Source organism: Hyphomicrobium sp. ghe19, assembly GCF_902712875.1.
Taxonomy (GTDB): domain Bacteria; phylum Pseudomonadota; class Alphaproteobacteria; order Rhizobiales; family Hyphomicrobiaceae; genus Hyphomicrobium_B.
On record NZ_LR743509.1, the window covers coordinates 1,247,703 to 1,271,851 of the forward strand.

Annotated in this window: 21 protein-coding genes and 1 tRNA gene; 19 read left to right on the plus strand and 3 right to left on the minus strand. The window is 60.6% G+C overall.

Going from position 1 to position 24,149, the window contains the following annotated elements:
• Positions 1-136 precede the first annotated feature (136 nt).
• The 7 genes from AACL53_RS05910 (at position 137) to AACL53_RS05940 (ending at position 6,814) form a co-directional block, all read left to right on the plus strand.
• Positions 137-1,459 carry a carbohydrate porin gene (locus AACL53_RS05910; protein WP_339083447.1) on the plus strand — a complete coding sequence of 441 codons (1,323 nt, stop codon included), beginning with the start codon at positions 137-139 and terminating at the stop codon, positions 1,457-1,459.
• An 81-nt stretch (positions 1,460-1,540) separates the two neighbouring features.
• A complete protein-coding gene (gene miaA, locus AACL53_RS05915) occupies positions 1,541-2,479 on the plus strand; it encodes a tRNA (adenosine(37)-N6)-dimethylallyltransferase MiaA (protein ID WP_339083449.1) in 939 nt (312 codons plus the stop codon).
• Between the two features lie 82 nt (positions 2,480-2,561).
• Complete coding sequence (locus AACL53_RS05920) at positions 2,562-4,328, plus strand: acetolactate synthase 3 large subunit (protein WP_339083451.1); 1,767 nt, start codon at positions 2,562-2,564, stop codon at positions 4,326-4,328.
• A gap of 50 nt (positions 4,329-4,378) precedes the next feature.
• A complete protein-coding gene (locus AACL53_RS05925) occupies positions 4,379-4,867 on the plus strand; it encodes a hypothetical protein (RefSeq protein WP_339083453.1) in 489 nt (162 codons plus the stop codon).
• A gap of 5 nt (positions 4,868-4,872) precedes the next feature.
• Positions 4,873-5,547, plus strand: a complete 675-nt coding sequence (locus AACL53_RS05930) for a glutathione S-transferase family protein (RefSeq protein ID WP_339083455.1) — start codon at positions 4,873-4,875, stop codon at positions 5,545-5,547.
• A gap of 34 nt (positions 5,548-5,581) precedes the next feature.
• Positions 5,582-6,127: an acetolactate synthase small subunit gene (ilvN, locus tag AACL53_RS05935; RefSeq protein ID WP_339083457.1), complete on the plus strand. Its 546-nt coding sequence runs from the start codon at positions 5,582-5,584 to the stop codon at positions 6,125-6,127.
• 81 nt (positions 6,128-6,208) lie between these two features.
• Positions 6,209-6,814 (plus strand): LysE family translocator, encoded by a 606-nt coding sequence (locus tag AACL53_RS05940; RefSeq protein WP_339083459.1) that lies wholly within the window; start codon positions 6,209-6,211, stop codon positions 6,812-6,814.
• Between the two features lie 17 nt (positions 6,815-6,831).
• Here AACL53_RS05940 and AACL53_RS05945 read toward each other — a convergent pair whose 3' ends face one another.
• Positions 6,832-7,314, minus strand: a complete 483-nt coding sequence (locus AACL53_RS05945) for a DUF1190 domain-containing protein (RefSeq protein ID WP_339083461.1) — start codon at positions 7,312-7,314, stop codon at positions 6,832-6,834.
• A 269-nt stretch (positions 7,315-7,583) separates the two neighbouring features.
• Here AACL53_RS05945 and ilvC point away from each other — a divergent pair, with 269 nt between their 5' ends.
• From ilvC to AACL53_RS05960, 3 genes are all read left to right on the plus strand, one after another.
• Positions 7,584-8,603, plus strand: a complete 1,020-nt coding sequence (ilvC, locus tag AACL53_RS05950; protein WP_339083464.1) for a ketol-acid reductoisomerase — start codon at positions 7,584-7,586, stop codon at positions 8,601-8,603.
• A gap of 611 nt (positions 8,604-9,214) precedes the next feature.
• Positions 9,215-9,958, plus strand: a complete 744-nt coding sequence (locus AACL53_RS05955; protein ID WP_339083466.1) for an NUDIX hydrolase — start codon at positions 9,215-9,217, stop codon at positions 9,956-9,958.
• 141 nt (positions 9,959-10,099) lie between these two features.
• Positions 10,100-11,011 (plus strand): PhzF family phenazine biosynthesis protein, encoded by a 912-nt coding sequence (locus tag AACL53_RS05960; protein ID WP_339083468.1) that lies wholly within the window; start codon positions 10,100-10,102, stop codon positions 11,009-11,011.
• A gap of 4 nt (positions 11,012-11,015) precedes the next feature.
• Here the strand turns inward: AACL53_RS05960 and AACL53_RS05965 are convergent, their stop codons facing one another.
• Positions 11,016-11,582 (minus strand): cytochrome b, encoded by a 567-nt coding sequence (locus AACL53_RS05965; protein WP_339083470.1) that lies wholly within the window; start codon positions 11,580-11,582, stop codon positions 11,016-11,018.
• A 463-nt stretch (positions 11,583-12,045) separates the two neighbouring features.
• Between AACL53_RS05965 and AACL53_RS05970 the strand changes: the two genes are divergently transcribed.
• The 7 genes from AACL53_RS05970 to AACL53_RS06000 all read left to right on the plus strand — a co-directional run bounded on the left by AACL53_RS05970 (position 12,046) and on the right by AACL53_RS06000 (position 19,524).
• Entirely contained in the window at positions 12,046-13,617 is a 1,572-nt protein-coding gene (locus tag AACL53_RS05970) for a 2-isopropylmalate synthase (protein WP_339083471.1), read from the plus strand.
• A 202-nt stretch (positions 13,618-13,819) separates the two neighbouring features.
• Positions 13,820-14,860 (plus strand): rod shape-determining protein, encoded by a 1,041-nt coding sequence (locus AACL53_RS05975; RefSeq protein ID WP_339083473.1) that lies wholly within the window; start codon positions 13,820-13,822, stop codon positions 14,858-14,860.
• Between the two features lie 39 nt (positions 14,861-14,899).
• A complete protein-coding gene (gene mreC / locus AACL53_RS05980) occupies positions 14,900-15,820 on the plus strand; it encodes a rod shape-determining protein MreC (RefSeq protein WP_339083475.1) in 921 nt (306 codons plus the stop codon).
• Positions 15,817-16,332, plus strand: coding sequence for a rod shape-determining protein MreD (gene mreD, locus AACL53_RS05985; protein WP_339083477.1), 516 nt, complete (start codon positions 15,817-15,819; stop codon positions 16,330-16,332). Before mreC ends, mreD begins: the two co-directional genes overlap by 4 nt.
• Positions 16,329-18,119, plus strand: coding sequence for a penicillin-binding protein 2 (gene mrdA / locus AACL53_RS05990; protein WP_339083479.1), 1,791 nt, complete (start codon positions 16,329-16,331; stop codon positions 18,117-18,119). Before mreD ends, mrdA begins: the two co-directional genes overlap by 4 nt.
• Positions 18,116-19,252, plus strand: coding sequence for a rod shape-determining protein RodA (gene rodA / locus AACL53_RS05995; RefSeq protein ID WP_339083481.1), 1,137 nt, complete (start codon positions 18,116-18,118; stop codon positions 19,250-19,252). The genes mrdA and rodA overlap by 4 nt, the downstream gene beginning before the upstream one ends.
• Positions 19,253-19,448: 196 nt before the next feature.
• Positions 19,449-19,524 (plus strand) — tRNA-Lys (locus AACL53_RS06000).
• 512 nt (positions 19,525-20,036) lie between these two features.
• Here AACL53_RS06000 and AACL53_RS06005 read toward each other — a convergent pair.
• The gene (locus tag AACL53_RS06005; protein WP_339083483.1) at positions 20,037-20,432 is read right to left on the minus strand and encodes a hypothetical protein; all 396 of its coding nucleotides are present in this window, start codon (positions 20,430-20,432) and stop codon (positions 20,037-20,039) included.
• Between the two features lie 716 nt (positions 20,433-21,148).
• Here AACL53_RS06005 and sulP point away from each other — a divergent pair.
• Together sulP and cax are read left to right on the plus strand one after the other, a co-directional pair.
• Entirely contained in the window at positions 21,149-22,936 is a 1,788-nt protein-coding gene (gene sulP, locus AACL53_RS06010) for a SulP family inorganic anion transporter (RefSeq protein WP_339083485.1), read from the plus strand.
• Between the two features lie 25 nt (positions 22,937-22,961).
• Entirely contained in the window at positions 22,962-24,023 is a 1,062-nt protein-coding gene (cax, locus tag AACL53_RS06015; RefSeq protein ID WP_339083487.1) for a calcium/proton exchanger, read from the plus strand.
• The last annotated feature ends 126 nt before the right edge of the window (positions 24,024-24,149 follow it).

The window sequence follows — 24,149 nt, forward strand, 5'->3', positions numbered from 1 at the left end:
TTCCGCGATCCAATGTTGACGAGAGTGGTCAAGTATCTTCTTCTGAATCGGAGTCCAGCCCGCGGCAGGGTTCGAGGGGGTGGGGTTCGCGCGTGGCCTGTTTATGTGCCGGCGTTGACTTCTTGGGGGTAAACCGATGCGATTGAGAGTTTCGTCCGGCCTTCTGCCGGTTTTGGCGTTGGGCACGCTGACCGCGGCAACCGGGGTCATGTGTACTGAGGCGCGGGCCGAAGAGGCGTCGATTACTGGCGTCCCAGAAGATTCGATCGCGAAGGACTGGAACGATCCGGTGCGCGCCGCATTCGCGAGCCGCGGCATTACGTATGGCGTCAACTGGATCGGCGAATACTGGAACGTTGCATCGGGCGGCAACTCGCAGGGCTCGAATTTCGACGGCCGTTTCGATGTCCACACCGACATCGACCTCGAGAAGCTTGTGGGCTGGAAAGGCGCCACCATCCATGCCAACGGCTTCTACATCCACGGCATCGGTGCTTCTACCGAGCGCGTCGGCAACATTTTCGCGGTCAGCAATATCGAGGGCTACGAGACGTTCCGCCTGGATGAACTGTGGCTGGAGCAGTCGCTGCTCGAGGATAAGTTGAAGGTGAAGGTTGGTTCGATCGCCGCCGATACCGAATTCTTCATCAGCGATACGGCTTCGCAGTTCATCAACGGCACGTTCGGATGGCCCGGCATTACCGCTGCGGATCAAGCGGCGGGCGGACCTGGATATCCGCTGGCTTCGCTGGGTGTCCGCGTGCAGTACGCGCCGACCGATAATCTCAACATTCTGGCCGCCGTTTTCAACGGCAGCCCGGCCAATCCTTTTGCGGACAACCCGCAAAAGGACAACAATCACGGCGTTGAATTCCGTCTTCAGGATGCGCCGCTGCTGATGATTGAAGCGCAGTTTAAGTACGACGTCGGTCTTCCGGGCACGTTCAAGCTCGGCGGCTGGAAGCAGTTCAACCACTATGCGACCGAGTTTCTTGATCCTGACGTTCTCGACACCAGCTCGGGAATCTACGGCATCATCGATCAGCAGATCTGGAAGGGTGCGGACGATAAGGCGATCAACGCGTTCGTGCGGCTTTCGGGTAGCCCCGATAAGCAGAACCTGATTGATACGTATGTCGACACGGGCATCGTCTTCACGGGCTTTGTGCCAGGGCGCAAGGAAGATGCCTTCGGCGCAGCGTTCGGCTACGGGCACATCTCGAGCAAGCTGAGCCAGGCACAGGCCGATCCGACCAGCGAGTTCGCCTCGAACGTCATCTCGAATTACGAGTCCGTTATCGAACTCAACTATCTCGCGAAGATCCGTCCCGGCTTCTCCATTTCGCCTGACTTCCAATACATCTGGAATCCCGGCGGCCGGGTTGGCAGCGATGTCGATGATTTCAAGCCAATCCCCAATGCGGCAGTGGTCGGCGTCAGGACCACTCTGAATTACTGAGCCTGACTTCGGGCTTTCAAATCGCCGATTTGACTTTGGCCTCCTAGCGCCACCCCGATGGGTGCGCTAGGAGGCCTTTTCATGAGCGCAGCGCAAAATCACTCAAAGCCTATTTTGATCGCGGGGCCGACGGCGAGCGGCAAGTCTGCGCTCGCGATGGCGATTGCCGAGCATGTTGGCGGCGAGATCATCAACGCAGACAGCATGCAGGTCTATCGGGAGCTGCGCGTTCTCTCGGCGCGGCCAACGGAGGAAGAAGAGGCTCGTGTTCCGCATGCGCTCTACGGGTTCGTGCCGGCGGGGGAAGCCTATTCCGCGGGGCGTTTCGTCCGCGATGCGGCGGGGGCTATCGCCAAGGCGCGGAGCGAGGGGCGGCGTCCGGTCATCGTCGGGGGCACGGGGCTCTATTTCAAGGCGCTGATCGAGGGGCTTTCGCCCATACCCGACATCGCCGCCGACGTTCGCGACTACTGGCGCAGGGCGGGCGAGGAGCGGGGCGCGGGAGCCTTGCACGGCGAGCTTCAGCGGGTCGATCCGGCCATGGCAAGGCGCCTGGCTCCGACCGATACGCAACGGATCGTACGGGCGCTCGAGGTGATCCAATCGACCGGGCGGTCGCTCGCCGAGTGGCAATCATTGCGGGGCGAGCCGGTGATCGATGAAGCCGAGGCGGTTCGCTTCGCGGTTTCCGGCGACCGGGCGGAACTCCATGCGCGGGCTGATGCTCGTTTCGATCGGATGATGCGGGAGGGGGCGCTCGACGAGGCGCTGGTCCTGTCGCTTCTGCGACTCGATCCGGATCTTCCGGCAATGCGGGCGATCGGCGTCCGGCCGCTTTTGCGGCTCGTTGCGGGTGAGATCAGCGAGGACGAGGCGCGGGAACTGGCAAAAGCCGAGACGCGGCAGTACATCAAACGCCAGGAAACTTGGCTCAAGAGAAATATGATTACGTGGACTGGCGTTACAACGAAAGAAACGGCAAGTTCATTGCGCGATATTTTCGCATTTATTCAGGGTTAGCGTTGACCAATTAGGCTCGGACCCCTACTTTCCCCCGACCTTTGAAACCGCCTGCAGGCTTTTGCCGGCGAAGGAGTTATTCATGGCACGCACGATGACCGGCGCCGAAATCGTTTTGCAGGCTCTCGCCGATCAGGGCGTCGAGCTGATCTTCGGGTATCCGGGCGGCGCCGTCCTTCCGATCTACGACGAGATCTTCAAGCAGGAGAAGATCCGGCACATTCTCGTTCGCCAGGAAGGCGGGGCGCTGCACTCGGCCGAAGGCTATGCGCGGTCGACTGGCAAGGTCGGCGTCTGCCTCGTGACGTCGGGGCCGGGCGCGACCAATGCCGTGACGGGCCTGACGGACGCCCTGATGGATTCCATTCCGCTCGTGTGCATCACGGGCCAAGTCGCGACGCATCTGATCGGCAACGATGCCTTTCAGGAATGCGATACCGTGGGCATCACGCGGCCGTGCACCAAGCACAACACGCTCGTCAAAAGCGTCAACGACCTCGCGCGGATCCTGCATGAGGCGTTCTACATCGCGCGTACGGGCCGTCCGGGTCCCGTCGTCGTCGACATTCCGAAAGACGTGCAGTTTGCGCTCGGCAACTACGTCGGCCCGTCGAATATTCAGCATAAGACCTACCGGCCGAAGTTGAAGCCGGAACAAGCGGCCGTGCGCGAAGCGGTGGATCTCATCGCCAATGCCAAAAGGCCGGTGTTCTATACCGGCGGCGGCATCATCAACGGGGGTCCGAAGGCGAGCCAGCTGTTGCGCGAGTTCGTGCGGCTGACGGGCTATCCGATCACGTCGACGCTGATGGGCCTCGGCGCGTATCCCGCATCCGACAAGCAGTGGCTCGGCATGCTCGGCATGCACGGGACGTACGAAGCCAATCTCGCGATGCACGATTGCGACGTGATGATCAACATCGGCGCGCGCTTCGATGACCGCATTACCGGCCGTGTCGATGCGTTTTCGCCGGGATCGAAGAAGATCCACGTCGATATCGATCCGTCGTCGATCAACAAGAACATCATGGTCGATGTGCCGATCGTCGGCGATTGCGCCTACGTTCTCGAAGACATGCTGCGGATCTGGAAGGCGAAAGCGCCGGCCCTCGACAAGGCGGCGCATAAGGCCTGGTGGAAGCAGATCGATGGCTGGCGCGCGAAAAAATCGCTTGCGTATAAGAACTCCAAAGACATCATCATGCCCCAGTACGCATGTCAGCGTCTGCAGGAGCTGACGAAGAATCGCGATACGTTCTTCACGACCGAAGTCGGCCAGCATCAGATGTGGGCGGCGCAATTCCTCCAGTTCGAGGAGCCCAATCACTGGATGACGTCCGGAGGGCTAGGCACGATGGGATATGGATTGCCTGCTGCGATCGGCGTGCAGCTTGCGCATCCGCGGTCGCTCGTCATCGATGTCGCCGGCGACGCATCGATCCTGATGAATATTCAGGAGTGCTCAACTGCAGTCCAATACCGCCTGCCGATCAAAGTTTTCATCATGAACAATGAGTACATGGGCATGGTGCGCCAGTGGCAGCAGTTGCTGCACGGCAACCGCTTGTCGGAGAGCTATACCGAGGCGCTTCCGGATTTCGTGAAGCTTGCCGAAGCCTATGGCTGGAAGGGCATGCGTTGCGAGCATCCGGCCGATCTCGACGATGCGATCAAAGAGATGATCAATACGGACGGCCCGGTGATTTTCGATTGCCGCGTCGCCAAGCTCGCGAACTGCTTCCCGATGATCCCATCGGGCAAGGGCCACAACGAGATGCTGCTCGGCGAGAACATTACCGACGAAGAAGTCGAGCGGGCCATCGACGACGCAGGAAAGGTACTGGTTTGAGAAGCGGGGGCTCTGGCTTCGGGATCGGTAGCATTGTGGCCGCCATTTGCATGGCGACCCTTGTTTCCATGCCGCAGGCGTCGGCGGCCAAGGAAACTTGGGACCACGCCGCCAACATCAAGGACGCCGCAAAGCGCCTTGCCGAACTGCATCGCCGCGAAGGTTCTCAAGGCGTGTTGAAGTTCCTCGACGCCTGCTACCGGACGCAAACGCTCGCCAGCAACTATTCGGCGGGCCTCGAGTCGTGCATGGCGCAGGACTACATGCACAGCCAAGTGCTGGCGCAGATCTATGCGCGCATTCCGCAAGCCGAGCGCGTCCGCATGGGCACGCCGGCGCCGGAAGACATCGCGCGTGGCATGGGGCAGCGGTTCGTCGCCACGTTCAAGCAGTATAATATTTCGGTCAAGGATGCCGAGAACTTCAAGAAGATGGTCGATACGAATGGCATGCCGATCTTCCTGAAGTCGATCTTCCCACCGAAGAAGCCGGGCGAGCCGGAGAGCGCTGCCGAGCCCGGCAAGGCGAGCGGCCGTTAGCAACAATGCTGAAGCTCGTCATTGCCAACAAGCTTTACTCGTCGTGGTCGCTCAGGCCGTGGCTGCTGCTGTCGGCTTTCAACGTCCCGTTCGAAGAAATCATCATTCCTTTGCGGACGCCCGAGAGCCGCAGCCTCGTGCTCGAATATTCGCCGTCGGGCAAAGTGCCGGCGCTGGTCGACGGCGACGTGTCGGTTTGGGAAAGTCTCGCCATCATCGAATATCTGGCGGAGAAATTCCCCGAGCTTCCGATCTGGCCGCGCGATGCCAAAGCCCGGGCGCACGCACGCGCGATTTCGCACGAAATGCATGCCGGATTTCAGGCGCTGAGGCAGGGATGCCCAATGCATCTCGGCGCGCGTTTTGCGACGCCGCCGTTAACCGAACCGCTGCAGGCGTGCATCGATCGCATCGAAGATATCTGGTCTGAAGCGCGCAATCGCTTTGCGGGCAGCCAACCTTTTCTCTACGGTGCGTTCTCTGCTGCCGATGCGATGTATGCGCCCGTCGTCACGCGCTTCGACACCTATCAAATTCCCGTGCGCGAGGCGACGCGAGCCTATATGGATGCCGTTCTCGCCCATCCCGCTTTCAAGGAGTGGCGGGCGGCAGCGCTGATCGAGCCGTGGCGCATTCCGGAATATTCGGCCGGCCACACGCCGGTCGAAAGCTTCATCTGATTCAAAGTTTCACCCGACACCCAAGAGACCGACGATGTCCGACCTAACGAAGCAAATGCCGCCGCCGAGCGTCCTCAGATCGCAGGAGATCGTATCGCGCACGCTCTCGGTCGTCGTCGATAACGAGCCGGGCGTGCTGGCGCGGGTCATCGGTCTTTTTGCGGGCCGCGGCTACAATATCGATTCCCTAACCGTGACCGAGGTCGAGCACGAGAAGCGCTTGTCGCGTATTACCGTGATCACGAGCGGCACGCCGGCGGTGCTGCAGCAGATCAAGCATCAGCTCGAGCGACTCGTTCCGGTTCACCGGGTGCGCGATCTGACGGAAGAGGGCGGTTCCATCGAACGGGAACTCGCGCTCGTGAAGGTCGCGGGCAAGGGCGACAAGCGCATCGAAGCTTTGCGGCTGGCCGAGATCTTCCGCTCCAAGGTCGTCGATACGTCGATCGAACATTTCGTTTTCGAGGTTACGGGCAAGCCGTCGAAGATCGAGACGTTCATTCAGCTGATGTCGGAGCTTGGGCTCGTCGAAGTTTCGCGTACCGGCATTGCGGCCATCGGGCGGGGCGCCGGCGCCTGATCTTTACGGTCAATGGCGCGACAAGCCCCGTGATGTCCTAATCCAAGAGGGGGCAGACGGTTCGCCGCGCTGCCGCAGCATTTGTCTCAGCACCTCATTCTGTCGCTCGTGACGTTTGCATTCGTCTCGGCGATGACGCCTGGGCCGAACAACACGATGCTGCTGACATCCGGCGTCAACTTCGGCTTCAAGCGAACGCGTCCGCATGTCTGGGGTGTGGTGATCGGATTTACGATCATGATCCTGGCCGTCGCACTGGGTGTCGGGCGCGTATTCCTTTTATTTCCAGCACTTTTTACGACGTTGCGGGTCGCGAGCATCGGGTATCTGCTGTGGCTCGCGTGGCGCATCGCGACGGCCGGCACGAGCAACCCAATCGTCACGGCAGAAGCGCGGCCGATGACGTTTTTTGAAGCGGCGCTCTTTCAGTGGGTCAATCCGAAGGGGTGGATGGTGGCGTTGAGCGTTGCCGCCAACTTCGTTTCGCCGGACAGCCTTTGGTTCGACGCAGCGGTGCTGACCGCAATCTTTCTGGCGGTCTCGCTGATCTCGGCCACGACGTGGGCATTCTTCGGCACGTCGCTCAGGCCGCTGCTGACGGACGAGAGATCGATGCGGATTTTCAACGTGGCGATGGCCGTTGCGCTCGTTGCGTCCCTGTGGCCGCTCGTCCACGAAATGATTTGAGAGATTGACGCCGCGCGTCAGCTCTTCTTGGCAAGCCGGGCGTTCTCGTGTGCCAACGCCTCGGCCGATTCCGAGAAAGTGTTTCGCTCATCTTTCAGTCCAAAATTCTGCTTGTCGAGCCCCTTGAACCCCGACGAGCCGTCCGACGTCGCGTAAAGCGGCATCGCGCTCGGCGGCTGGCTGAACGTAATCAAAAATGCCTGGAGTTTCGGCTGGTAATTGCCGTCGACGCCCTTTGCACAGCGGTCCGGGCCTTCGGCGGCCGCACAGGCGGAGAGGGAGTTGTAGGACGGTGCGCGGCTCTGATGCAGCGCAACCGCCTTATCGATCGCCTGTCCGCACTCATCGATGGTGAGCTTCTGGCGGCCGGCGCAATCTCCGGAGGAAATGAAGATCCCCGTTTCGGCCTGTGCCTTCGGGCTAGCCGGCGCCGCGCTGTTGCCGCAACCGGCAAGTGCTACAGCGGCAGACAAAGTTCCGAATAATGCGATCGTTCGCATGGGGCGGGTCCGAATTGGGCGTCTGATATCGCGAATCTGCGCTTTTCCCAGTTAGGGTTCGGTTAATTGTTGCACGGGGCGACGAGAAAAAGGGGCGGAGAAATATTCGAGCTAGGGCAGTCGGTAGCACCCCGGCCCGTTGAATCCTTATCCCGATCTCTGTAGGTTCCGCCCAGATTTCAGGGCGACCGGTTCCAAGCGGATCTGGGCCCCTTGCTTTCAACCCAGCCCGACTGTCGATATCGACCGGGGAACCCGAGAGGCCGCCCATGCGCGTCTATTACGATCGTGATGCCGACATCAACCTTATCAAATCAAAAAAAGTCGCGGTCGTCGGCTATGGCAGCCAGGGCCACGCGCACGCGCTGAACCTCAAGGATTCGGGCGTCAAGGACATCGTCATTGCGCTGCGTAAGGGTTCGGGTTCGGCACAGAAGGCCGAGCAGGCCGGTCTCAAGGTCATGGAAGTCGCGGATGCGGCCAAGTGGGCCGATGTCATCATGATGCTGACACCGGACGAACTGCAGGCCGAAATCTATAAAGAGCAGCTCGAGCCGAACATGAAGAAGGGCGCAGCGCTTCTTTTCGCGCACGGCCTCAACGTCCATTTCAATCTGATCGAGCCGCGCGCGGATCTCGACGTCGGCATGGTCGCGCCGAAGGGCCCCGGTCACACGGTGCGCGGCGAATATCAGAAGGGCGGCGGCGTGCCGTGCCTGATCGCTGTCCATCAGGACAAGAGCGGCAACGCGCACGATCTCTTTCTTTCTTATGCGTCTGCAATCGGCGGCGGCCGTTCGGGCGTGATCGAGACGACGTTCCGCGAAGAATGCGAGACGGATCTCTTCGGCGAACAGGCCGTGCTTTGCGGCGGTCTCGTCGAGATGATCCGCGCCGGCTTCGAGACGCTCGTCGAAGCGGGCTACGCGCCGGAGATGGCGTACTTCGAATGCCTGCACGAAGTGAAGTTGATCGTCGACCTCATCTATGAGGGCGGCATTGCCAACATGAACTACTCGATCTCGAACACGGCCGAGTACGGTGAGTACAAGACGGGTCCGAGAATCATCACGCCCGAGACGAAGGCCGAGATGAAGCGCGTTCTTGCCGACATTCAGACGGGCCGCTTCACGCGCGACTGGATGCTCGAGTGCAAGGCGGGGCAGCCGAACTTCAAGGCGACGCGCCGCTTGAACGATAGCCATCAGATCGAGGAAGTCGGCGCGAAGCTGCGCGCGATGATGCCCTGGATCTCGAAGAACAAGCTCGTCGATAAGGGCAAGAACTGATCGCGTCAGCGGCTGACGGGCGGGTTTCCCACAGCGGAAACCGCCCGCACTACTGCGCTTTGGGGAGGGTTAACGTGCGGCAGCGCGGGCGGTCTACGTCAAATCCAGCCAACTGACCTTTCGGACAATCGACTGGGACTAACGCGGGCGGCAGAGGAGCGGGGACCTCTGCCGCCCGTTTCCGATTCTGCCGCTTGCGCGGCTTCTTCGGATTTAAAGGGGCTCTGACGCAGCGCGGCCGCTGCGTGAGCCCGATGGTTTTCCATCGGGCGGCAGGTGATCCATCATCACACCTCGCCGCAATGAAACCTGGTGCAACACCAGGATGCTGAAACCGGCTAAGAGGTGCTGGGAGATCTTGACTGTCGCCCCCCAGCGACGCTGTCGTGAGTGTCATATGCGTGCCGAATCTTGGCCGGGTCATGACGAAACTTGGCTGAACCCAAGGCTAGAACGTTTTTGTGCAATTGGAATTCACATCGATAAATGCCGAACATATTTGTGCTTCGAGCATTTGAAAGGGAGCTGAAATTGCCCGTGCGAGTTCTAGTCAGAGAGAGACTTATTTGTGTCTCGCATGCTCGCACATCTCGTTTCGCGGTGGCGCTCACGTGATAGCGCGCGCGATGCCGAATGCCGGCTTTCCTTTCGCCAACGGCGTTAAAACCGTTTCGAATTGCTCGTTAAGGCTCTCAGGCGAAGCTTGGCCTTTCGCGCAAGAGCATTCAGCTGAGATCGATGCGCATTGGCAGGCGGCGACGAAAGCGAACCCTGCGTACTTCAACGGCATCGTGCATCTGATCGACAGTGTACGGTTCGTCGACGGCGTGCTTCACGCAACGCTGACGCGCACGGAATTCAAGAGCTATCTCTACTGGCGCATGCTCGGCTTTCCCGAAGCGGGCGTTCTCGACGGATTTGGGTCGGCGCTCATCCGGTCCTCGGACGGCGAGTACCTGCTCGGCCAACAGATGCCGGGCAACGTGAACTACGGGTTCGCGTGTCTGCCTTCGGGCTTTATCGACGAACGCGATGTGCTTCCTGACGGAACGATCGACATCACACGGAGCATCGAACGCGAGATAGCGGAAGAGATGGGGGACGTCGCGAAGCTCGTTCAAAGGGAGGACGGCTTCATCGTCACGCGGTCGGATACGCAGATGTCATTCGCGGTTCGTTTTTCTGCGCCAGTGCCGACAGTCGAGCTTGTGCGCCTTGTCGAGGAACACAACGCGACGTGTGACGATCCCGAGCTGCAAACGATTATTCCCGTCGCCAATCACGACGATATCGAGCGCCTCAACATGCTGCCTTCGACGCGGGCGACGATGGAGGCGCTTTTCGCCGCGCGCTGAGGGTGTTCGACGCAAATAAAAAAGGGCTTGGCTGCGGCTGAGGCTTGCCGCATGGTTCCGCCCGCTCGCGTTGACGCTCAAGGTCTATACTCGCGCGCGGCAAGCTGACGGCAGACGAAGCAGCGGGGAGTAAGGCGCACGATGGCGCTCACGTATCATGTCCTGGACGTTTTTACGGAACGGCCTTTCGGCGGCAATCCGCTCGCGGTCGTGCTTGGCGCCGACCGCCTGAGCGCCACCGAAATGCAGACGATCGCTCGGGAGTTCAACCTCTCCGAGACGGTCTTCGTGTTGGCGACGACGACGCCTGGGCATATGGCCCGCATCCGCATTTTTACGCCGAGCCGGGAGCTGCCGTTCGCAGGTCATCCGACGATCGGCACGGCAGTGCTGTTGGCCGAGCTTCGCGCGCTGCTCGGGAACGGCGAGAGCGACGCGATCATCGCGCTCGAGGAAGAGATCGGCAGCCTGCGCGTCGGCATTCGCATGCGCAGGGGCGGGGCATCATTTGGCGAATTCGACGCTCCGAAGCTCAACTGCGTTCCGGAAATCATGTCGGAGCCGGAGCAGATCGCGGCGGCTGTGGGGCTCAATCCCAACGAGATCGCTTTTGAAAACCATAAGCCCACGCTCGTGCAGAGCGTACCGTCGTTTGCGTTCGTGCCGGTGTCGAACCTCGAAGCCATGGCGAAGGTGAGGATTGCGCCTCAGCATTGGGCGCGGGCGTTCACCGATCGCGGTGTCAACGGGGCTTATCTCTACACGCGCCAGTGTGTTCGCGGGCAATCGGCGTTCCATACGCGGATGTTTGCGCCGGACGTCGGCATTGGCGAAGATCCGGCGACCGGGTCGGCGGCGGCAAGCTTCGCCTACGTCATCCAGGAATTCGACGCCCTGCCCGACGGCGTGCATAAGCGCGGCATCGAGCAGGGGTTCGAAATGGGGCGTCCGAGCGCGATCTCGCTGACGATGACGATCGCGCGCGGCAAGCTCGACGGTGTGCGGATCGGCGGTTATGCCGTGCGCGTCGCCGAGGGCACACTCCAGATCTGATCTCTTATTTGCGCGTCGCCAGCGGCAACATGCGGTGAAGCGTGTTGTCCCTGAACACGTGGTGATGTGCGAGCGCTGCAATCGCGTGCAGGCCGATGACGTAATAGAGCGCGCTGCCGATGAACTCGTGCACCTCTTTGAGGGTGCGCGCGAGATCTTTGTTCTCGCCGATGATGAAGGGGAGCTCTAACCCGAAAAAGGGCGCCGGGCGGCCGGCGGCATTCGACATCAGCCAGCCGAGCAGCGGCATCGCGATCATCGCCGCATAGAGTGCCGCATGGGTGCTGTGGGCGATCGCCGTCTGCCATGCCGGGGGCACGGGAATGATCGACGGCGCCGGGTTGCGGCTCCGGATGAAGATGCGGAGGACGACCAGGAACAGGATCGTGAGCCCCAGCGATTTGTGGACAAGCATCAGCAGGTCGCGGGTCGGGTCGCCCTTTGGATAGAACTCGTGCAGCTCGACGGCGGCGAAAATGCCGATGAACACGAGTGCCGTGATCCAGTGGAGCGCGATGAGGCCCGGCGGATAGGTGGTTGCCCGCGTAGATGGCTCTATGGCTGTAGTCACGCGATCGTCTCCCCCGAAAATGGACGTTTGCCGGTATGGCAGCCCCTGAACGGGTTTTGCGGCCATTCTCCGTTGGGCGGCAATGAAAATTGCCGCAGACCGCGGGTTTTTGCCGGGGCTGAGGGGCGCGACGGTCGAACGGCTTGATTTTGGGGAGCCAGATCGGCTATTCAGCGCGGACTGAATTGTTCGGCCGGATCGTTCGGCCAACTCGCTGGATTGTCTGCCTTCATGGCGCGCGCGACGGACATTGCTGCTGATTTTGTGTTTGATTCCGGCGCTTTCGCGCACGGCGGCACGATCGCGCCTCATCTCCTGCTTTCGGCTCTTCACCTTATCGGCCCCTGGGCCGCATGACACCCGGCCGTCGCCGGGTTTGTGCCCAGGGGATGAGACGGTCACCAATCGAGCTCGATAGCGATCGCGGCAGACCCAAGGGTCGCCCGGCAAAGGATGAAAAGCGATGACCTCCCCGACCAAAGCCGCGCCGAAGCGCGACGAAGACAAGATTATCATTTTTGATACAACCTTGCGCGACGGCGAGCAGTGCCCCGGCGCCACGATGACGTTCGAGGAGAAGCTGCAGGTTGCGGAGCTTCTCGACGAGATGGGCGTCGACGTTATCGAGGCAGGTTTTCCGATCGCATCGGAAGGCGACTTCGAGGCGGTGACCGAGATCGCCAAGCTCGCCAAGCAGTCAGTCATCTGCGGCCTTGCTCGCGCGAACTTCAACGACATCGACCGGGCGGGCGAAGCGATCAAGCACGCAAAACGCGGTCGCATTCATACGTTCATCGGGACTTCGCCGCTCCACCGCCAGCATCAGCTGCAGCTCACTCAGGAGCAGGTGCACGAGCGTGTCGTCGCGTCGGTGACGCGGGCACGCGGCTACACCGACGACGTCGAGTGGAGTGCGATGGACGCGACGCGCACCGAGCATGATTATCTCTGCCGGGTCGTCGAAGCGGCGATCAAGGCCGGCGCCACGACGATCAACATTCCCGATACGGTCGGCTATGCGTTGCCAGAAGAGTATTTCGACCTCATCACGATGCTGAAGACGCGCGTTCCCGGCATGGACAAGGTCGTCATCTCGACCCATTGCCACGACGATTTGGGACTGGCCGTCGCCAACTCGCTCGCGGGCGTTCGCGCAGGTGCACGACAGATCGAATGCACGATCAACGGTCTCGGCGAGCGGGCAGGCAACGCCGCTTTGGAAGAGATCGTCATGGCTGTCCGCACGCGCCACGATCTCATGCCGTACAGCACGGGCATTCAGTCCGAGATGCTGGCGCGGGCTTCGAAGCTCGTTTCGGCGGTGACGAATTTCCCGGTGCAGTACAACAAGGCGATCGTCGGCCGGAACGCTTTCGCGCACGAGAGCGGCATTCATCAGGACGGCGTTTTGAAGAATACCGAGACCTACGAGATCATGACGCCGGAGTCCGTCGGCGTTGGAAAATCATCGCTGGTCATGGGCAAGCACTCGGGGCGGGCGGCGTTCAAGTCGAAGCTGAAAGAGCTCGGCTATACGCTCGGCGACAATGCGATGGAGGATGCCTTCAATCGCTTTAAGGCGCTCGCCGATCGCAAAAAGCATGTCTACGACGAGGATATCGAAGCCTTGGTCGACGACGGCATGGCGCACATGAACGACCGGGTAAAGGTCACGGCTTTGACCGTGATCGCGGGGACGATGGGGCCGCAATCGGCGACGCTGACGCTCGACATCGACGGGCAGTCGAAGACGGTGCAGAGCATCGGCAACGGACCGGTTGATGCAACTTTCAACGCGATCCGGCAGCTCTTTCCGCATAACGCGCGCCTCGATCTCTATCAGGTGCACGCGGTGACGGAGGGTACCGACGCGCAAGCCGAGGTTTCGGTGCGTCTCGAGGAGGATGGCCGCGTTTCCACGGGGCGCGCCGCCGATCCCGATACGCTTGTTGCGTCCGCCCGGGCTTTTGTCGCCGCGCTGAATAAGCTTGTCGTGAAGCGGCAGAAAACCGCCCAGGCTCAGCAGGCAATTTAGGCGAATTAGCAGATTTTCGCTTAACTTTTAACTGCGGTAGCGTGCAGCAATGTGCGCTACCCGCGCCCGTTTGTCTGTATAACAACGAAAGCCGCAGCCAGTTACCAATCACGCGAGAGCCTTGCTTTGGACAGGCCGGCCATCTTGTATAACGCCTTCCACACCATAAGCTGGGCGGCATCAGATTAGGCCAGGTTCGCGAATGTTCGGTTTAGGCTTCGGCAGCGTACTTCCCGATAACATTGCGATTGATCTCGGCACTGCGAACACTCTCGTTTACGTCGAGGGTCGCGGCGTCATCATCAACGAGCCGTCCGTCGTCGCCATTCGTTCGCGCGGCGGCGTCCGCGATGTGCTGGCGGTAGGCGAGAAGGCTAAGCAGATGCTCGGCCGGACTCCGGAAAGCATCGAGACGATAAGGCCGCTGCGCGACGGCGTGATTGCCGATTTCGTCGCGACCGAGGAAATGCTGCGTCAGTTCATCGGGCGCACGAAGTCGCTTATCGAATTCGTTCGCCCGCGGATTTTGATTTGTGTGCCGGCCGGCGCGACGCCGGTGGAGCGGCGCGCTGTCTACGAGACGGCGCTGTCGGCCGGGGCGCGAAAGGTATTTCTCGTCGAGGAGCCTGTCGCGGCGGCGATCGGGGCGGGATTGCCGATCGATGAGCCCAAGGGATCGATGGTGGTCGATATCGGCGGCGGGACGACGGACATCGCGGTTCTGTCTCTCGGCGGCGTGGTGCAGGCGCGCTCGATCCGCTGCGGCGGCACGGCGATGGACGATGCCATCGTCCGTTACGTCAGGCGCAAGCATCAACTGGTGATCGGCGAAGCGAATGCCGAGCGCATCAAGATCGAGGCGGGTTCGGCGTCGCGCATCATCAACGGCGAAACTGCCGAAATTTTTATTCGCGGCCGGGAGATCAGGGAGGGGAAGGCGAAGACGGTCGTTCTCGGGCCGCACGATATTGCGGAGGCGCTGGAAGGAACGGTCGAGCAGATCGCCGAATTCATCCAGCACGGAATTGAGGATCTGCCGGCGGAAATTTCGACGGATATTTGCGAGCGCGGTATTCACCTTTCGGGCGGGGGCGCCAAGCTCGCCAAGCTCGACGAGGAACTGGAACGCAGGATCGGCGTCAAGGTTCATTTACCCGAGCTGCCGGAGCAATGCGTCATTGCGGGGACGGCTGCGATATTGCGCTCGCTCAAGGAACGCGAGCATCTTTTGATCAGGCCTTGACCTGCGCCAGCGCAGGTCGAGAGCAGCGGACGAATTGTCATGGCCCGGCTGAAGGACGACAAGCTTTTTCTGCGGCGCGGCGATAGCGCAGCGGGAAAGCGCGCGCGGCCCGTGCTGCTGCTTCTTGTGTTCGTCGCCGCGGGCTTAATGTTGCTCAGCCGGCTCGACCACGGGATGATCGGCGACGTCCGCTGGCGGGCTCAGTCCTGGCTGACGCCGGTTCTGCAAGGCGCGATGATACCAGCCGAGCCGATTCGCGAAATCGGACGATCGATATCGACGCACGTCGACCTCGGAAACGAACTCGCGCGCCTCAGGCAAGAGAATCAAAAGCTCGAGAACTGGAAGTGGCGGGCGCGACAACTCGAAGCGAAGGTTGCCGATCTCGAAGCATTGGCGAAGGTTGTCCCGGAGCAGAAGCTCGATTTCGTAACGAGCCGCGTCATCGCGGACTCGAGCGGCGCGTTCGGGCGCAGCGTAACGATCGATGCGGGGCGATCGCGACACGTCAAAGAGGGCTATCCGGTCATCAACGCCGACGGACTCGTGGGACGTATCGTCGACGCCAGTCAGAACGTTGCTCGCGTGCTGCTTGCGACAGATCTCAACAGCCGAATTCCCGTTCAGATCGGCCCCAACGCCGTCCGCGGAATTCTTGCCGGAGATAACAGTTCCCGTCCGAAGATCATCTACGTGCCGGAAGGCGCCAACATTGCCATCGGCGACGATGTCGCGACGTCGGGCACGGGCGGATTATTTCCCGCCGGTCTTCGCCTCGGAACGGTCGCGGGAAATCTCTCGGACCCGCGCGTCCAATTGCGCGCCGACCTCGACCGTTTGGATTACGTGAGCGTGCTCTTCTACGCCGATCCGTTCCGCGACCTCACGGACGATCTGGCGAACCGCAGGGCGGCGGGGGAAGCCAGCAACGTCACTGCGCCGGCAGGGAAACCAAAATGATGTGGCTTCGCTTTCTGATGCCGGTCATTTCCGTCGTGGTGCTGACGCTCGCGGCCGTGCTGCCATGGGGACTGGCGGCTGAAGATCGTTTCGTGCTGCCGCTCTTGCCCGTCATCGCGATTTACCGGTGGACGCTCGACGCGGATGCGTGGCTGCCGGAGTGGGTGGTCTTTCTCACCGGCTTGACGCTCGACGTGTTGACGCAAGGTCCTCTCGGGTATTGGGCGCTCGTTTATCTTTTCGCCTACGCCGTCGCGCTATTCGCCTCGCGCGTGAGGGTCGATAGCGCACTCGGAAGAATGGCCCTTCTCGCCGGCGCGATCGGGCTGGTGACCGCTTTCGCCTGGCTATTGGCCTCCCTCTATTTTCTGCAAATGCTTGATTGGGCGCCCTATGCGCGGAGCGCGATTGTCGCGATTTTCGCTGCGCTTCTGATTTTTCCGGTGCTCGGCCTTATCCGATCGGTGTCCAAGCCGGCGCGAGGTATCCGTCTCACTCGAGGCAGCGGATGACGGACACCTCCGATCGGGCCCCACGGCAACTGGATCAATTCACGCGGCGAAGCCTGCTGCTCGGCGGCGTGCAAGCAGCGGCCTTGGGTCTGGTCGGTTGGAGGCTGTTCGATCTGCAGGTGATGGGCGCTCACCGTTATGGGCCGCTCGCGGAGAATAACCGTCTCAATCTACAGGTCGTGGCGCCCAAGCGCGGGCGCATTCTCGATCGCACCGGACACGTGCTCGCCGACAACGAGCAAGTTTTTCGCGTTACCATCACGCCGGCAGTCGCAAAGAATGTTGGCGGCGTTCTACGGCGCGTCAGCCGTATTCTGCCGCTTACGGACGATGAGATCGCGAAGATCGTCGCTCGCGCGCGGAAGCAGGGGCGGAGCGTTCCGACGACCGTCGCATCGGATTTGAGTTTCGAGCAGGTGGCGCACCTCAATCTCGCCGCGCCGAGCCTTCCCGGCATCAACACCGAATTCGTATTGCGGCGCCGTTATCTTGGCGGGGCTGCGCTCTGTCATGTCGTGGGGTTTGTCGGCAGCGTCGAGCGGTTCACGATCGACGATGATGCCGTCGCAAGACTGCCGGAAATGCGCATCGGCAAAAGCGGCGCCGAATTGGGGTTCGATGGCGACCTCCGCGGCACGGGCGGGACGCAGAAAGTCGAAGTCGATGCGCGCGGACGTGCCGTCCGCAATCTCGATACGGTCGATCCCGTCGCGGGCCGCGATGTGACGCTGACGATCGATTCCGAACTTCAGCGGCTGGTGGGCGACCGGCTGCAGGGCGCGGGCTCTGCGGCGGCTGCGGTGCTGCTCGATATTCAAACGGGCGGGATCGTCGTCATGGCTTCCGCTCCGGGGTTCGACCCGGGAGCGATCGCGGGGGGAATAACAGTTGCCGACTGGCAGAAGCTCGCGCAGTCGGAAGACAAACCGCTTCTCAATCGTGCTGTCGCTGGTCAGTACGCGCCCGGTTCAACCTTCGTTGTCGTGACGGCGCTCGCCGCGCTCGAAGCCGGTGTTCTGTCGCCGAGCGAACGCATCGTCTGCGACGGTGAATACGAATATCGCGGAGACGTGTACCGCTGTTCGAAGCGGGGCGGGCATGGAAGTCTCTCTCTCCATGAAGCGATCAGTTCGTCTTGCGAAGTGTTCTTCTGCGAAGTGGCCGCCCGCTTAGGCATCGCGCGGCTCTCGGTTGCGGCACGGGCGCTGGGGCTTGGTGCGATGTGGAACTTCGGGCTCAGCGAGGAGAAGTCCGGGCTTGTTCCGGATCCCGATTGGAAGCGGGGAAATCTCAGTTCGGCTTGGCTCGGCGGCGAGACGGTGCTGACCGGCGTTGGACAGGGCTACGTGCAGGCGACGCCGTTGCAGCTTGCCGTGATGACGGCGCGGATTGCTTCGGGGCGGAGTGTCGTTCCCGTGCTCGAGAAGCGCGACGGCATATCCCAGTTCGTGCCACTCAATTTCGGTGAGGCGCATTTCGACGCCATTCGTCAGGGTATGGCCGCCGCCGTCAACGAGCAGGGCGGGAGTGCGGAAGAAGCCAAGCTCGGCGCGGGGAGGCCGGTCGTTGCCGGGAAGGCCGGGGCATCGAAGATTTTCATCGGCTATGAGCCGGCGGAGGCGCCGCGATATGCCATCGCAACCGTTGTCGAGCGCGGCAACGCGTCGGCGGCACTTCTCGCGCGCGATATTCTGAACTTCGCCGTCGATCGCGCGGATCATGCCGGCGGCAAGTCTCCGCAAGGCGGCGTTTTCCCCACGGGTGACAACACCGGGAAGGCCGGATGATGGATGCGTTGTTCTCCACTTGGAGCACGAGCCGGCCGCTGCGCCTCAGCGACAAGCTGTGGCGCATTCACTGGCCCGTGCTTCTGACGGCGTGCCTGCTCGCGGGTATTGGCACGGCGACGCTTTATTCCGTTTCCGGCGGCTCGTTTCAGCCGTGGGCGGAACGGCATACGCTGCGTTTTCTCGTCATGCTTGGCATCGTCGTCGCCATGGCGACCGTTCGCCTCGATGTGTGGATGAAGCTCGCTTATCCGGCGTATCTCGCGGCGCTCGCAATGTTGGCTCTCGTGCCGTTTGTCGGCTCGGAGGCGCTCGGCGCGAAGCGATGGATCGACGTTGGTCCAATCTCGTTCCAACCGTCGGAGCTTATGAAACTCGCCCTTGTTGCAGCTCTCGCGCGTTTTTATTTTCAGCTTCCGCCCGAGAAATTTGGGAAGCCTCAGTATGTTCTGGTGCCGCTGGCGATGATCGGGGTGCCGGTGTTTTTGACGATGCAGCAGCCCGATCTCGGATCGGCTTGCCTGTTCATTGCGCTTGGCTTGGCGCTGATGTTTCTCGCGGGTGTTCCGCTTCGCTATTTCGCGCTCGGCGGGTTGATCGCCATTGCCTCTCTGCCGGTGATCTGGTCGGGAATGCACGACTACCAGAAGCGCCGCGTCGAAGTTTTCATCAATCCCGGCATGGACCCGCTGGGTTCGGGCTATCACATCACGCAATCGAAGATCGCGCTGGGCGCGGGGGGCGTTGCGGGCAAGGGCTTCATGCAGGGCACGCAGAGCCAGCTCGACTTCGTGCCGGAGAAACATACCGATTTCATCGCGAGCATCATCGGCGAAGAGTGGGGCTTCAAGGGGATGCTGGCTTTGATCGCCATTTACGCCCTGCTCATTCTGATGATGATGATCATGGCGCAGCGGTGCGAGAACCGTTTCGCGCGCCTCGCCATTGCCGGGTCGGCGACGACATTTTTCCTCTACGTCTTCTTCAATCTCGCCATGGTCACCGGGCTCGTTCCTGTCGTCGGCATACCGCTTCCGCTCGTCTCGTACGGCGGCACATCGATGACGACGCTGATGCTCGGTCTCGGGTTGGCGATGTCTGCCTACGTCCATGGCCGGGCCGACCGGCGCTGAGCGCGGCGCCCGAGCCGATGGAGTGCTTTCGCCCCCCGCAAAATCGGCGTTTATTTCAAACGGCTGTTATAGTTTGAGGAGGGGGGTGGACAGCGCCCCTGGCCGATGCTATTCGCTCCACCGAAGGGGCCCGCATTCGGGCCCCTTCGCCGTCCTTTGGAGCTTCGGCTCCCTTCGTTAGGCCGGTCATTGGTACGGGTGATTAGCTCAGTTGGTAGAGCAGCTGACTCTTAATCAGCGGGTCCACGGTTCGAGCCCGTGATCACCCACCAAATATCAGAAATATCGGCGAGATTTTCGCGATACGTTGTACGTTTGCAGCTGGCTCTCGAAATGTCGATCCGACACGTCAGCCTTCTATCCGAAATCAGACGGAATGATTTTCCGTTGTCGATGTCCGCAACGAGCCATTAGCTGACATCAGGTCACAATTCCGGCGCAGCCGCCCGGAGCAGCAACTCTATCGTCTAGGCCTTCGAGAGCGTCGGCCGCCGCCGCTCGGTCATCGGCGGCGGGCCCATCATTATGTTCGCACAACTTTCTCTGGCTCCATTCACGTTGTCGGAAATCATGCGAACGCTCGACCCTCTCGGCGTCGACCGATGGCCGATCGATCTCGCGCTGAAATATGGAGTGCGAGATAGCCTCAATTGCCCCGTGGGAGGCAGGTAGGTGGTTACATTCTGGTTGCCGACTAGCTGCGTCGCCACGCAGATCAGTTCATAGATCTAGCCTATCTGGCGAGCCAGGTTGGTGGGGATTGCTCTCGCTCGAATTAGAACGGTTACCACACGAGGGAGAGCGCCACCTCGCCCGGCATTCCACCCGGAAAACTTACGATTTCTGCACGAAGCTTGTACCCCAGTGGCCGCAATTGTTCATCGTAGAATTCGAATGCATCCTTGGCGAAGCCGGTTAGCGACGTCGGCCATTCGGGATCCGCTGTGTTAATGCGTCGACCGCCGTCGCTACAGTAGTTCGACGGAAACGTAATCACCTGTAGGTGATGATGTCCGTTTTGAGCTGCGATGCGCACGGCGTTGTTTATGCGCTCGATCGCCTCAGGCGCGACTTTACGCGACATGAAGGCTTCGCGCAGTTCGCGCTGTTGCTGTTTCTTGCTCTGGCTGAGTTTTTGCTCGCGCTTCAGCTCTTCCATTTCCGCGTCGGAGGCGATCATCTGCAGATCTTCAGGTCGCAACAGTCCAGGCATGCTTTCTTCTCCTTCTGTCATCGGCAGGCGGAAAGCTGCTTTTTTCGTGGTGCTTCAAACTTCTCACCGCTTGCAAGCATATGGAGAAAGAGAATGCTCCGCTGCCAAGCATCGTACGAAAAGGTCCGCGTCTCGTGGGCGAAGTCGAGAGGTCACGTGTTGCTTGAGTTCGGACGGCTGAGATCGTCGGATCTGCCATGTCCCGTTACTCCAATTGATCAGTAATTAATCAGCCTGCATGCGAACTGTTTGAAGCATATGCCGACGTCGATCGAAATCAAGATTAGGAGTGTGATAAATCGCTAACAGGATAGTGTGTAGATCAAAACTCGGCGCGATCTCACAATTAACGAAGTTGGTCAGCCATGACGGGCCGCTCCCGCTTTATCCGCATTGCAGTCGAGCTACTTGTCGATCCCATTCTGAAACGGGTTCCGTCCCCGAATGCTATTCACAATCGATTGATTAAAATGCAGTACAAAGAGTAATGGACGAGCGAGGGATCTTGTTCAGCTGCCCGATCAAGCGATAGCGCGAGCGTGATTTGCTGTGCATTGCAAGATGGGTGAGAAGCGCAACGAAGATCTCTCTCTCTCTCTCTCTTGCGGCCGCTGCTCAACAGCGCAATTGTGAAATAGCAGTTTGCAAAGCGATTGTTGGACTGCCCTTTCAGGGCGCCAGAGATGCACATTGATCCGCCCGCGCCCGCATCCGGAAAAGGTCGCTTATCGCGTCCGCACGACGCCGTTTATCAGTCCGGCCTGAAGCGTTGGCTTCCCGGCGTTCGAATGCTGCAGGAGTACGATGCCGCTTGGCTGCGGCATGACATCGTGGCTGGCTTGGTCCTCACCACGATGCTGGTGCCTGTCGGTATTGCCTATGCTGTCGCGTCGGGCGTGCCCGGCATTTATGGGTTATACGCGACCATCATCCCATTGCTCGTGTATGCCGTCTTTGGCCCAAGCCGCATTCTTGTGCTTGGGCCGGATTCATCGCTCGCCGCCGTCATTCTTGCTGTCGTGCTGCCGCTATCGGCGGGCGATTCAATGCGCGCGGTGGCCCTTGCGAGTGCGATGGCCATCGTCTCCGGCATTGTTTGCATCGGAGCGGGATTGGCAAAGCTCGGCTTTGTGACGGAGCTTCTTTCGAAGCCAATACGCTACGGCTACATGAACGGCATCGCCTTGACGGTGCTGCTCAGCCAAGTACCAAAATTGTTGGGCTTTTCGGTCGAAGGCGTTGGTCCCCTACGCGACCTCTGGGCGATCGGTAGCGGCATAATCAACGGACGAGTGAACTGGGTTGCCTTCGGTGTCGGAGCCGTAACCCTGGCGACGATCTTCATTCTCAAGCGATTGAAGATCGTCCCGGGAATATTGATCGCCGTCATCGGCGCGACTGCCGTCGTGGGAATCTTCAGCTTGTCCGAAAAAGCAGGCGTATCGGTTCTCGGCCCATTACCGCAAGGTCTGCCGGCGTTCGCGGTGCCTTGGATCACTACGGCAGATTTTACAGCAGTTCTGTCCGGCGGCCTCGCCGTCGCTCTCATTTCCTTCGCCGATACGAGCGTCCTGTCGCGCGCCTACGCTGCGCGTACACGAACATACGTCAATCCCAATCAGGAACTCATCGGCCTCGGAGCAGCCAACTTCGCAACCGGGTTTTTTCAGGGCTTTCCAGTCAGCAGTAGTTCTTCCCGCACCCCGGTCGCAGAGGCGGCTGGCGCAAAGACGCAGATGACGGGCGTCGTGGGAGCGATTGCGGTGGCCCTACTCATCATGGCGGCGCCGAATTTGCTGCAGCACCTGCCGATGAGCGCGCTTGCCGCGGTCGTCATCGCGTCGGCGATTGGACTGATCGAGGTCCACGATTTGATCCGCATTTATCGCATGCAGAAATGGGAGTTCTGGCTGTCGATGCTGTGCTTTGCTGGGGTCGCCGTGTTCGGTGCCATCCAGGGAATCGCCCTCGCTGTGATCGTGGCCGTCATCGAATTCCTCTGGGATGCCTGGCGGCCCCACTTCGCTATTCTCGGCCGAGCGGAAGGCGTCAAAGGTTATCACGACATTGATCGTTACCCGCAGGCACGGCAGGTGCCCGGTCTTGTGCTCTTCCGGTGGGACGCGCCCTTGTTCTTCGCAAACGCCGAGCTGTTTCAGCAAAGTGTGATTGCCTCCGTCGAGAATTCGCCTACGCCGGTGAAGTGGGTCGTCGTTGCCGCGGAGCCGGTAACAAGCGTCGACGTCACCGCGGCGGACGTGGTGGCGGAACTCGACAGCACCTTGCGAGAGGCAGGCATAGAGCTTTTATTTGCGGAGCTGAAAGACCCCGTCAAAGACAAGTTGAAGCGTTTCGGATTGCTCACAACACTCGGTGAGCAGTCGTTCTTCCCAACCGTCGGCGCAGCCGTCAGCGCCTACCTGGACACTCATCCTGTTGACTGGGTCGATTGGGAGGACAGGCGTCCATGACCGTCGCGAACCACGGAGACAATCGATGCCGAATTGGTTGCTGGTCTTCGGCCCCGTCGCAATCGCGCTTAACCACTTCGCTCCGGGCCATTATGCGCCGATCTTCGCTTCGGCGGCGATCGCTATACTTCCCTTGGCGGGATGGCTCGGGCGGGCCACCGAGCAGCTTGCGGACCGGTCCGGCGAAGGTGTTGGAGGGCTGCTCAATGCGACATTCGGCAACGCGGCGGAGCTGATCATTTCTCTCGCCGCCTTGCGTGCCGGACTTCATGACGTCGTCAAGGCGACGATCGTCGGATCAATCGTCGGAAATATCCTTCTTGTGCTTGGCGCGGCCATGCTGGCTGGCGGCCTGCGCCATCGCGAGCAGCATTTCAATCTTGCCGGCGGCCGCGCCGAGGCGACGATGCTGACCTTGGCGGTCATCGCGCTCGTCATTCCGGCCGCCTACAGTGTTCTGGTAGGAGAGAGGTATGCCGGAGGCGAGCGAGCACTGAGTATCTCGATATCTCTCGTGCTTTTGGCTGTCTACGCCATGTTTCTCGTATTCTCCTTATGGACTCATCCGACGTTCTTTCTTGGCGCGAAGGCCTCGGAGAACGCCGAGCAAGCGCAATCGTGGACGCTCCCACGATCGATCTTAGTCCTGGCTGCTTGCACCGTTGCAATTGCTTGGCTGAGCGAGATCCTCGTTGGCACGGTCGAGCCGACTGCGCACGCGTTCGGACTGAGCAACATTTTCGTTGGTGTGTTCGTCATCGCCATAATTGGAAATGCTGCCGAGCATTCGACAGCCATTACCGCAGCTGTAAGGAACCGCATGGACCTCAGCTTATCGATTGCGATCGGATCAAGCATTCAAGTTGCACTCTTCGTGGCACCTGTCCTCGTTCTGGCAAGCTTGCTTGTTGGACCACAGCCTATGGATCTCCTGTTCGGGAAGGGCTTGCTGCTCGCTGTGTTTGTAGCGGTAGTGATTACGGGGCAGGTCGCAAGCGACGGCCGGTCAGATTGGTTAAAGGGCGTTCAACTACTCGCCGTTTACCTGATACTCGGCCTTGCCTTCTATCTAACTCCGCAAGCTTAGGCGGCCGCTTCTCATGCGCTTCCGCGGCGCAATAGCGAATTAATAGCGAGGAACTTGAAGAGTTGTTTCAAGCGCGGCTCTTATCAGCCACAATCGGCTAGGGCTTGGAATTGGCGACGGTTGGGC

Excerpts from the sequence above, each read along its gene's own strand:
- cax (WP_339083487.1), top strand. The coding sequence starts at position 22,962 with ATGCCGAATTGGTTGCTGGTCTTCGGCCCCGTCGCAATCGCGCTTAAC.
- mreD (WP_339083477.1), top strand. The coding sequence starts at position 15,817 with ATGATGTGGCTTCGCTTTCTGATGCCGGTCATTTCCGTCGTGGTGCTG.
- AACL53_RS05945 (WP_339083461.1), bottom strand. The coding sequence starts at position 7,314 with ATGCGAACGATCGCATTATTCGGAACTTTGTCTGCCGCTGTAGCACTT.
- AACL53_RS05970 (WP_339083471.1), top strand. The coding sequence starts at position 12,046 with ATGACCTCCCCGACCAAAGCCGCGCCGAAGCGCGACGAAGACAAGATT.
- AACL53_RS05910 (WP_339083447.1), top strand. The coding sequence starts at position 137 with ATGCGATTGAGAGTTTCGTCCGGCCTTCTGCCGGTTTTGGCGTTGGGC.
- ilvC (WP_339083464.1), top strand. The coding sequence starts at position 7,584 with ATGCGCGTCTATTACGATCGTGATGCCGACATCAACCTTATCAAATCA.
- miaA (WP_339083449.1), top strand. The coding sequence starts at position 1,541 with ATGAGCGCAGCGCAAAATCACTCAAAGCCTATTTTGATCGCGGGGCCG.
- rodA (WP_339083481.1), top strand. The coding sequence starts at position 18,116 with ATGATGGATGCGTTGTTCTCCACTTGGAGCACGAGCCGGCCGCTGCGC.
- AACL53_RS05960 (WP_339083468.1), top strand. The coding sequence starts at position 10,100 with ATGGCGCTCACGTATCATGTCCTGGACGTTTTTACGGAACGGCCTTTC.
- AACL53_RS05920 (WP_339083451.1), top strand. The coding sequence starts at position 2,562 with ATGGCACGCACGATGACCGGCGCCGAAATCGTTTTGCAGGCTCTCGCC.
- AACL53_RS05930 (WP_339083455.1), top strand. The coding sequence starts at position 4,873 with ATGCTGAAGCTCGTCATTGCCAACAAGCTTTACTCGTCGTGGTCGCTC.
- sulP (WP_339083485.1), top strand. The coding sequence starts at position 21,149 with ATGCACATTGATCCGCCCGCGCCCGCATCCGGAAAAGGTCGCTTATCG.
- AACL53_RS05975 (WP_339083473.1), top strand. The coding sequence starts at position 13,820 with ATGTTCGGTTTAGGCTTCGGCAGCGTACTTCCCGATAACATTGCGATT.
- mreC (WP_339083475.1), top strand. The coding sequence starts at position 14,900 with ATGGCCCGGCTGAAGGACGACAAGCTTTTTCTGCGGCGCGGCGATAGC.
- AACL53_RS05925 (WP_339083453.1), top strand. The coding sequence starts at position 4,379 with ATGGCGACCCTTGTTTCCATGCCGCAGGCGTCGGCGGCCAAGGAAACT.
- mrdA (WP_339083479.1), top strand. The coding sequence starts at position 16,329 with ATGACGGACACCTCCGATCGGGCCCCACGGCAACTGGATCAATTCACG.
- AACL53_RS06005 (WP_339083483.1), bottom strand. The coding sequence starts at position 20,432 with ATGATCGCCTCCGACGCGGAAATGGAAGAGCTGAAGCGCGAGCAAAAA.
- ilvN (WP_339083457.1), top strand. The coding sequence starts at position 5,582 with ATGTCCGACCTAACGAAGCAAATGCCGCCGCCGAGCGTCCTCAGATCG.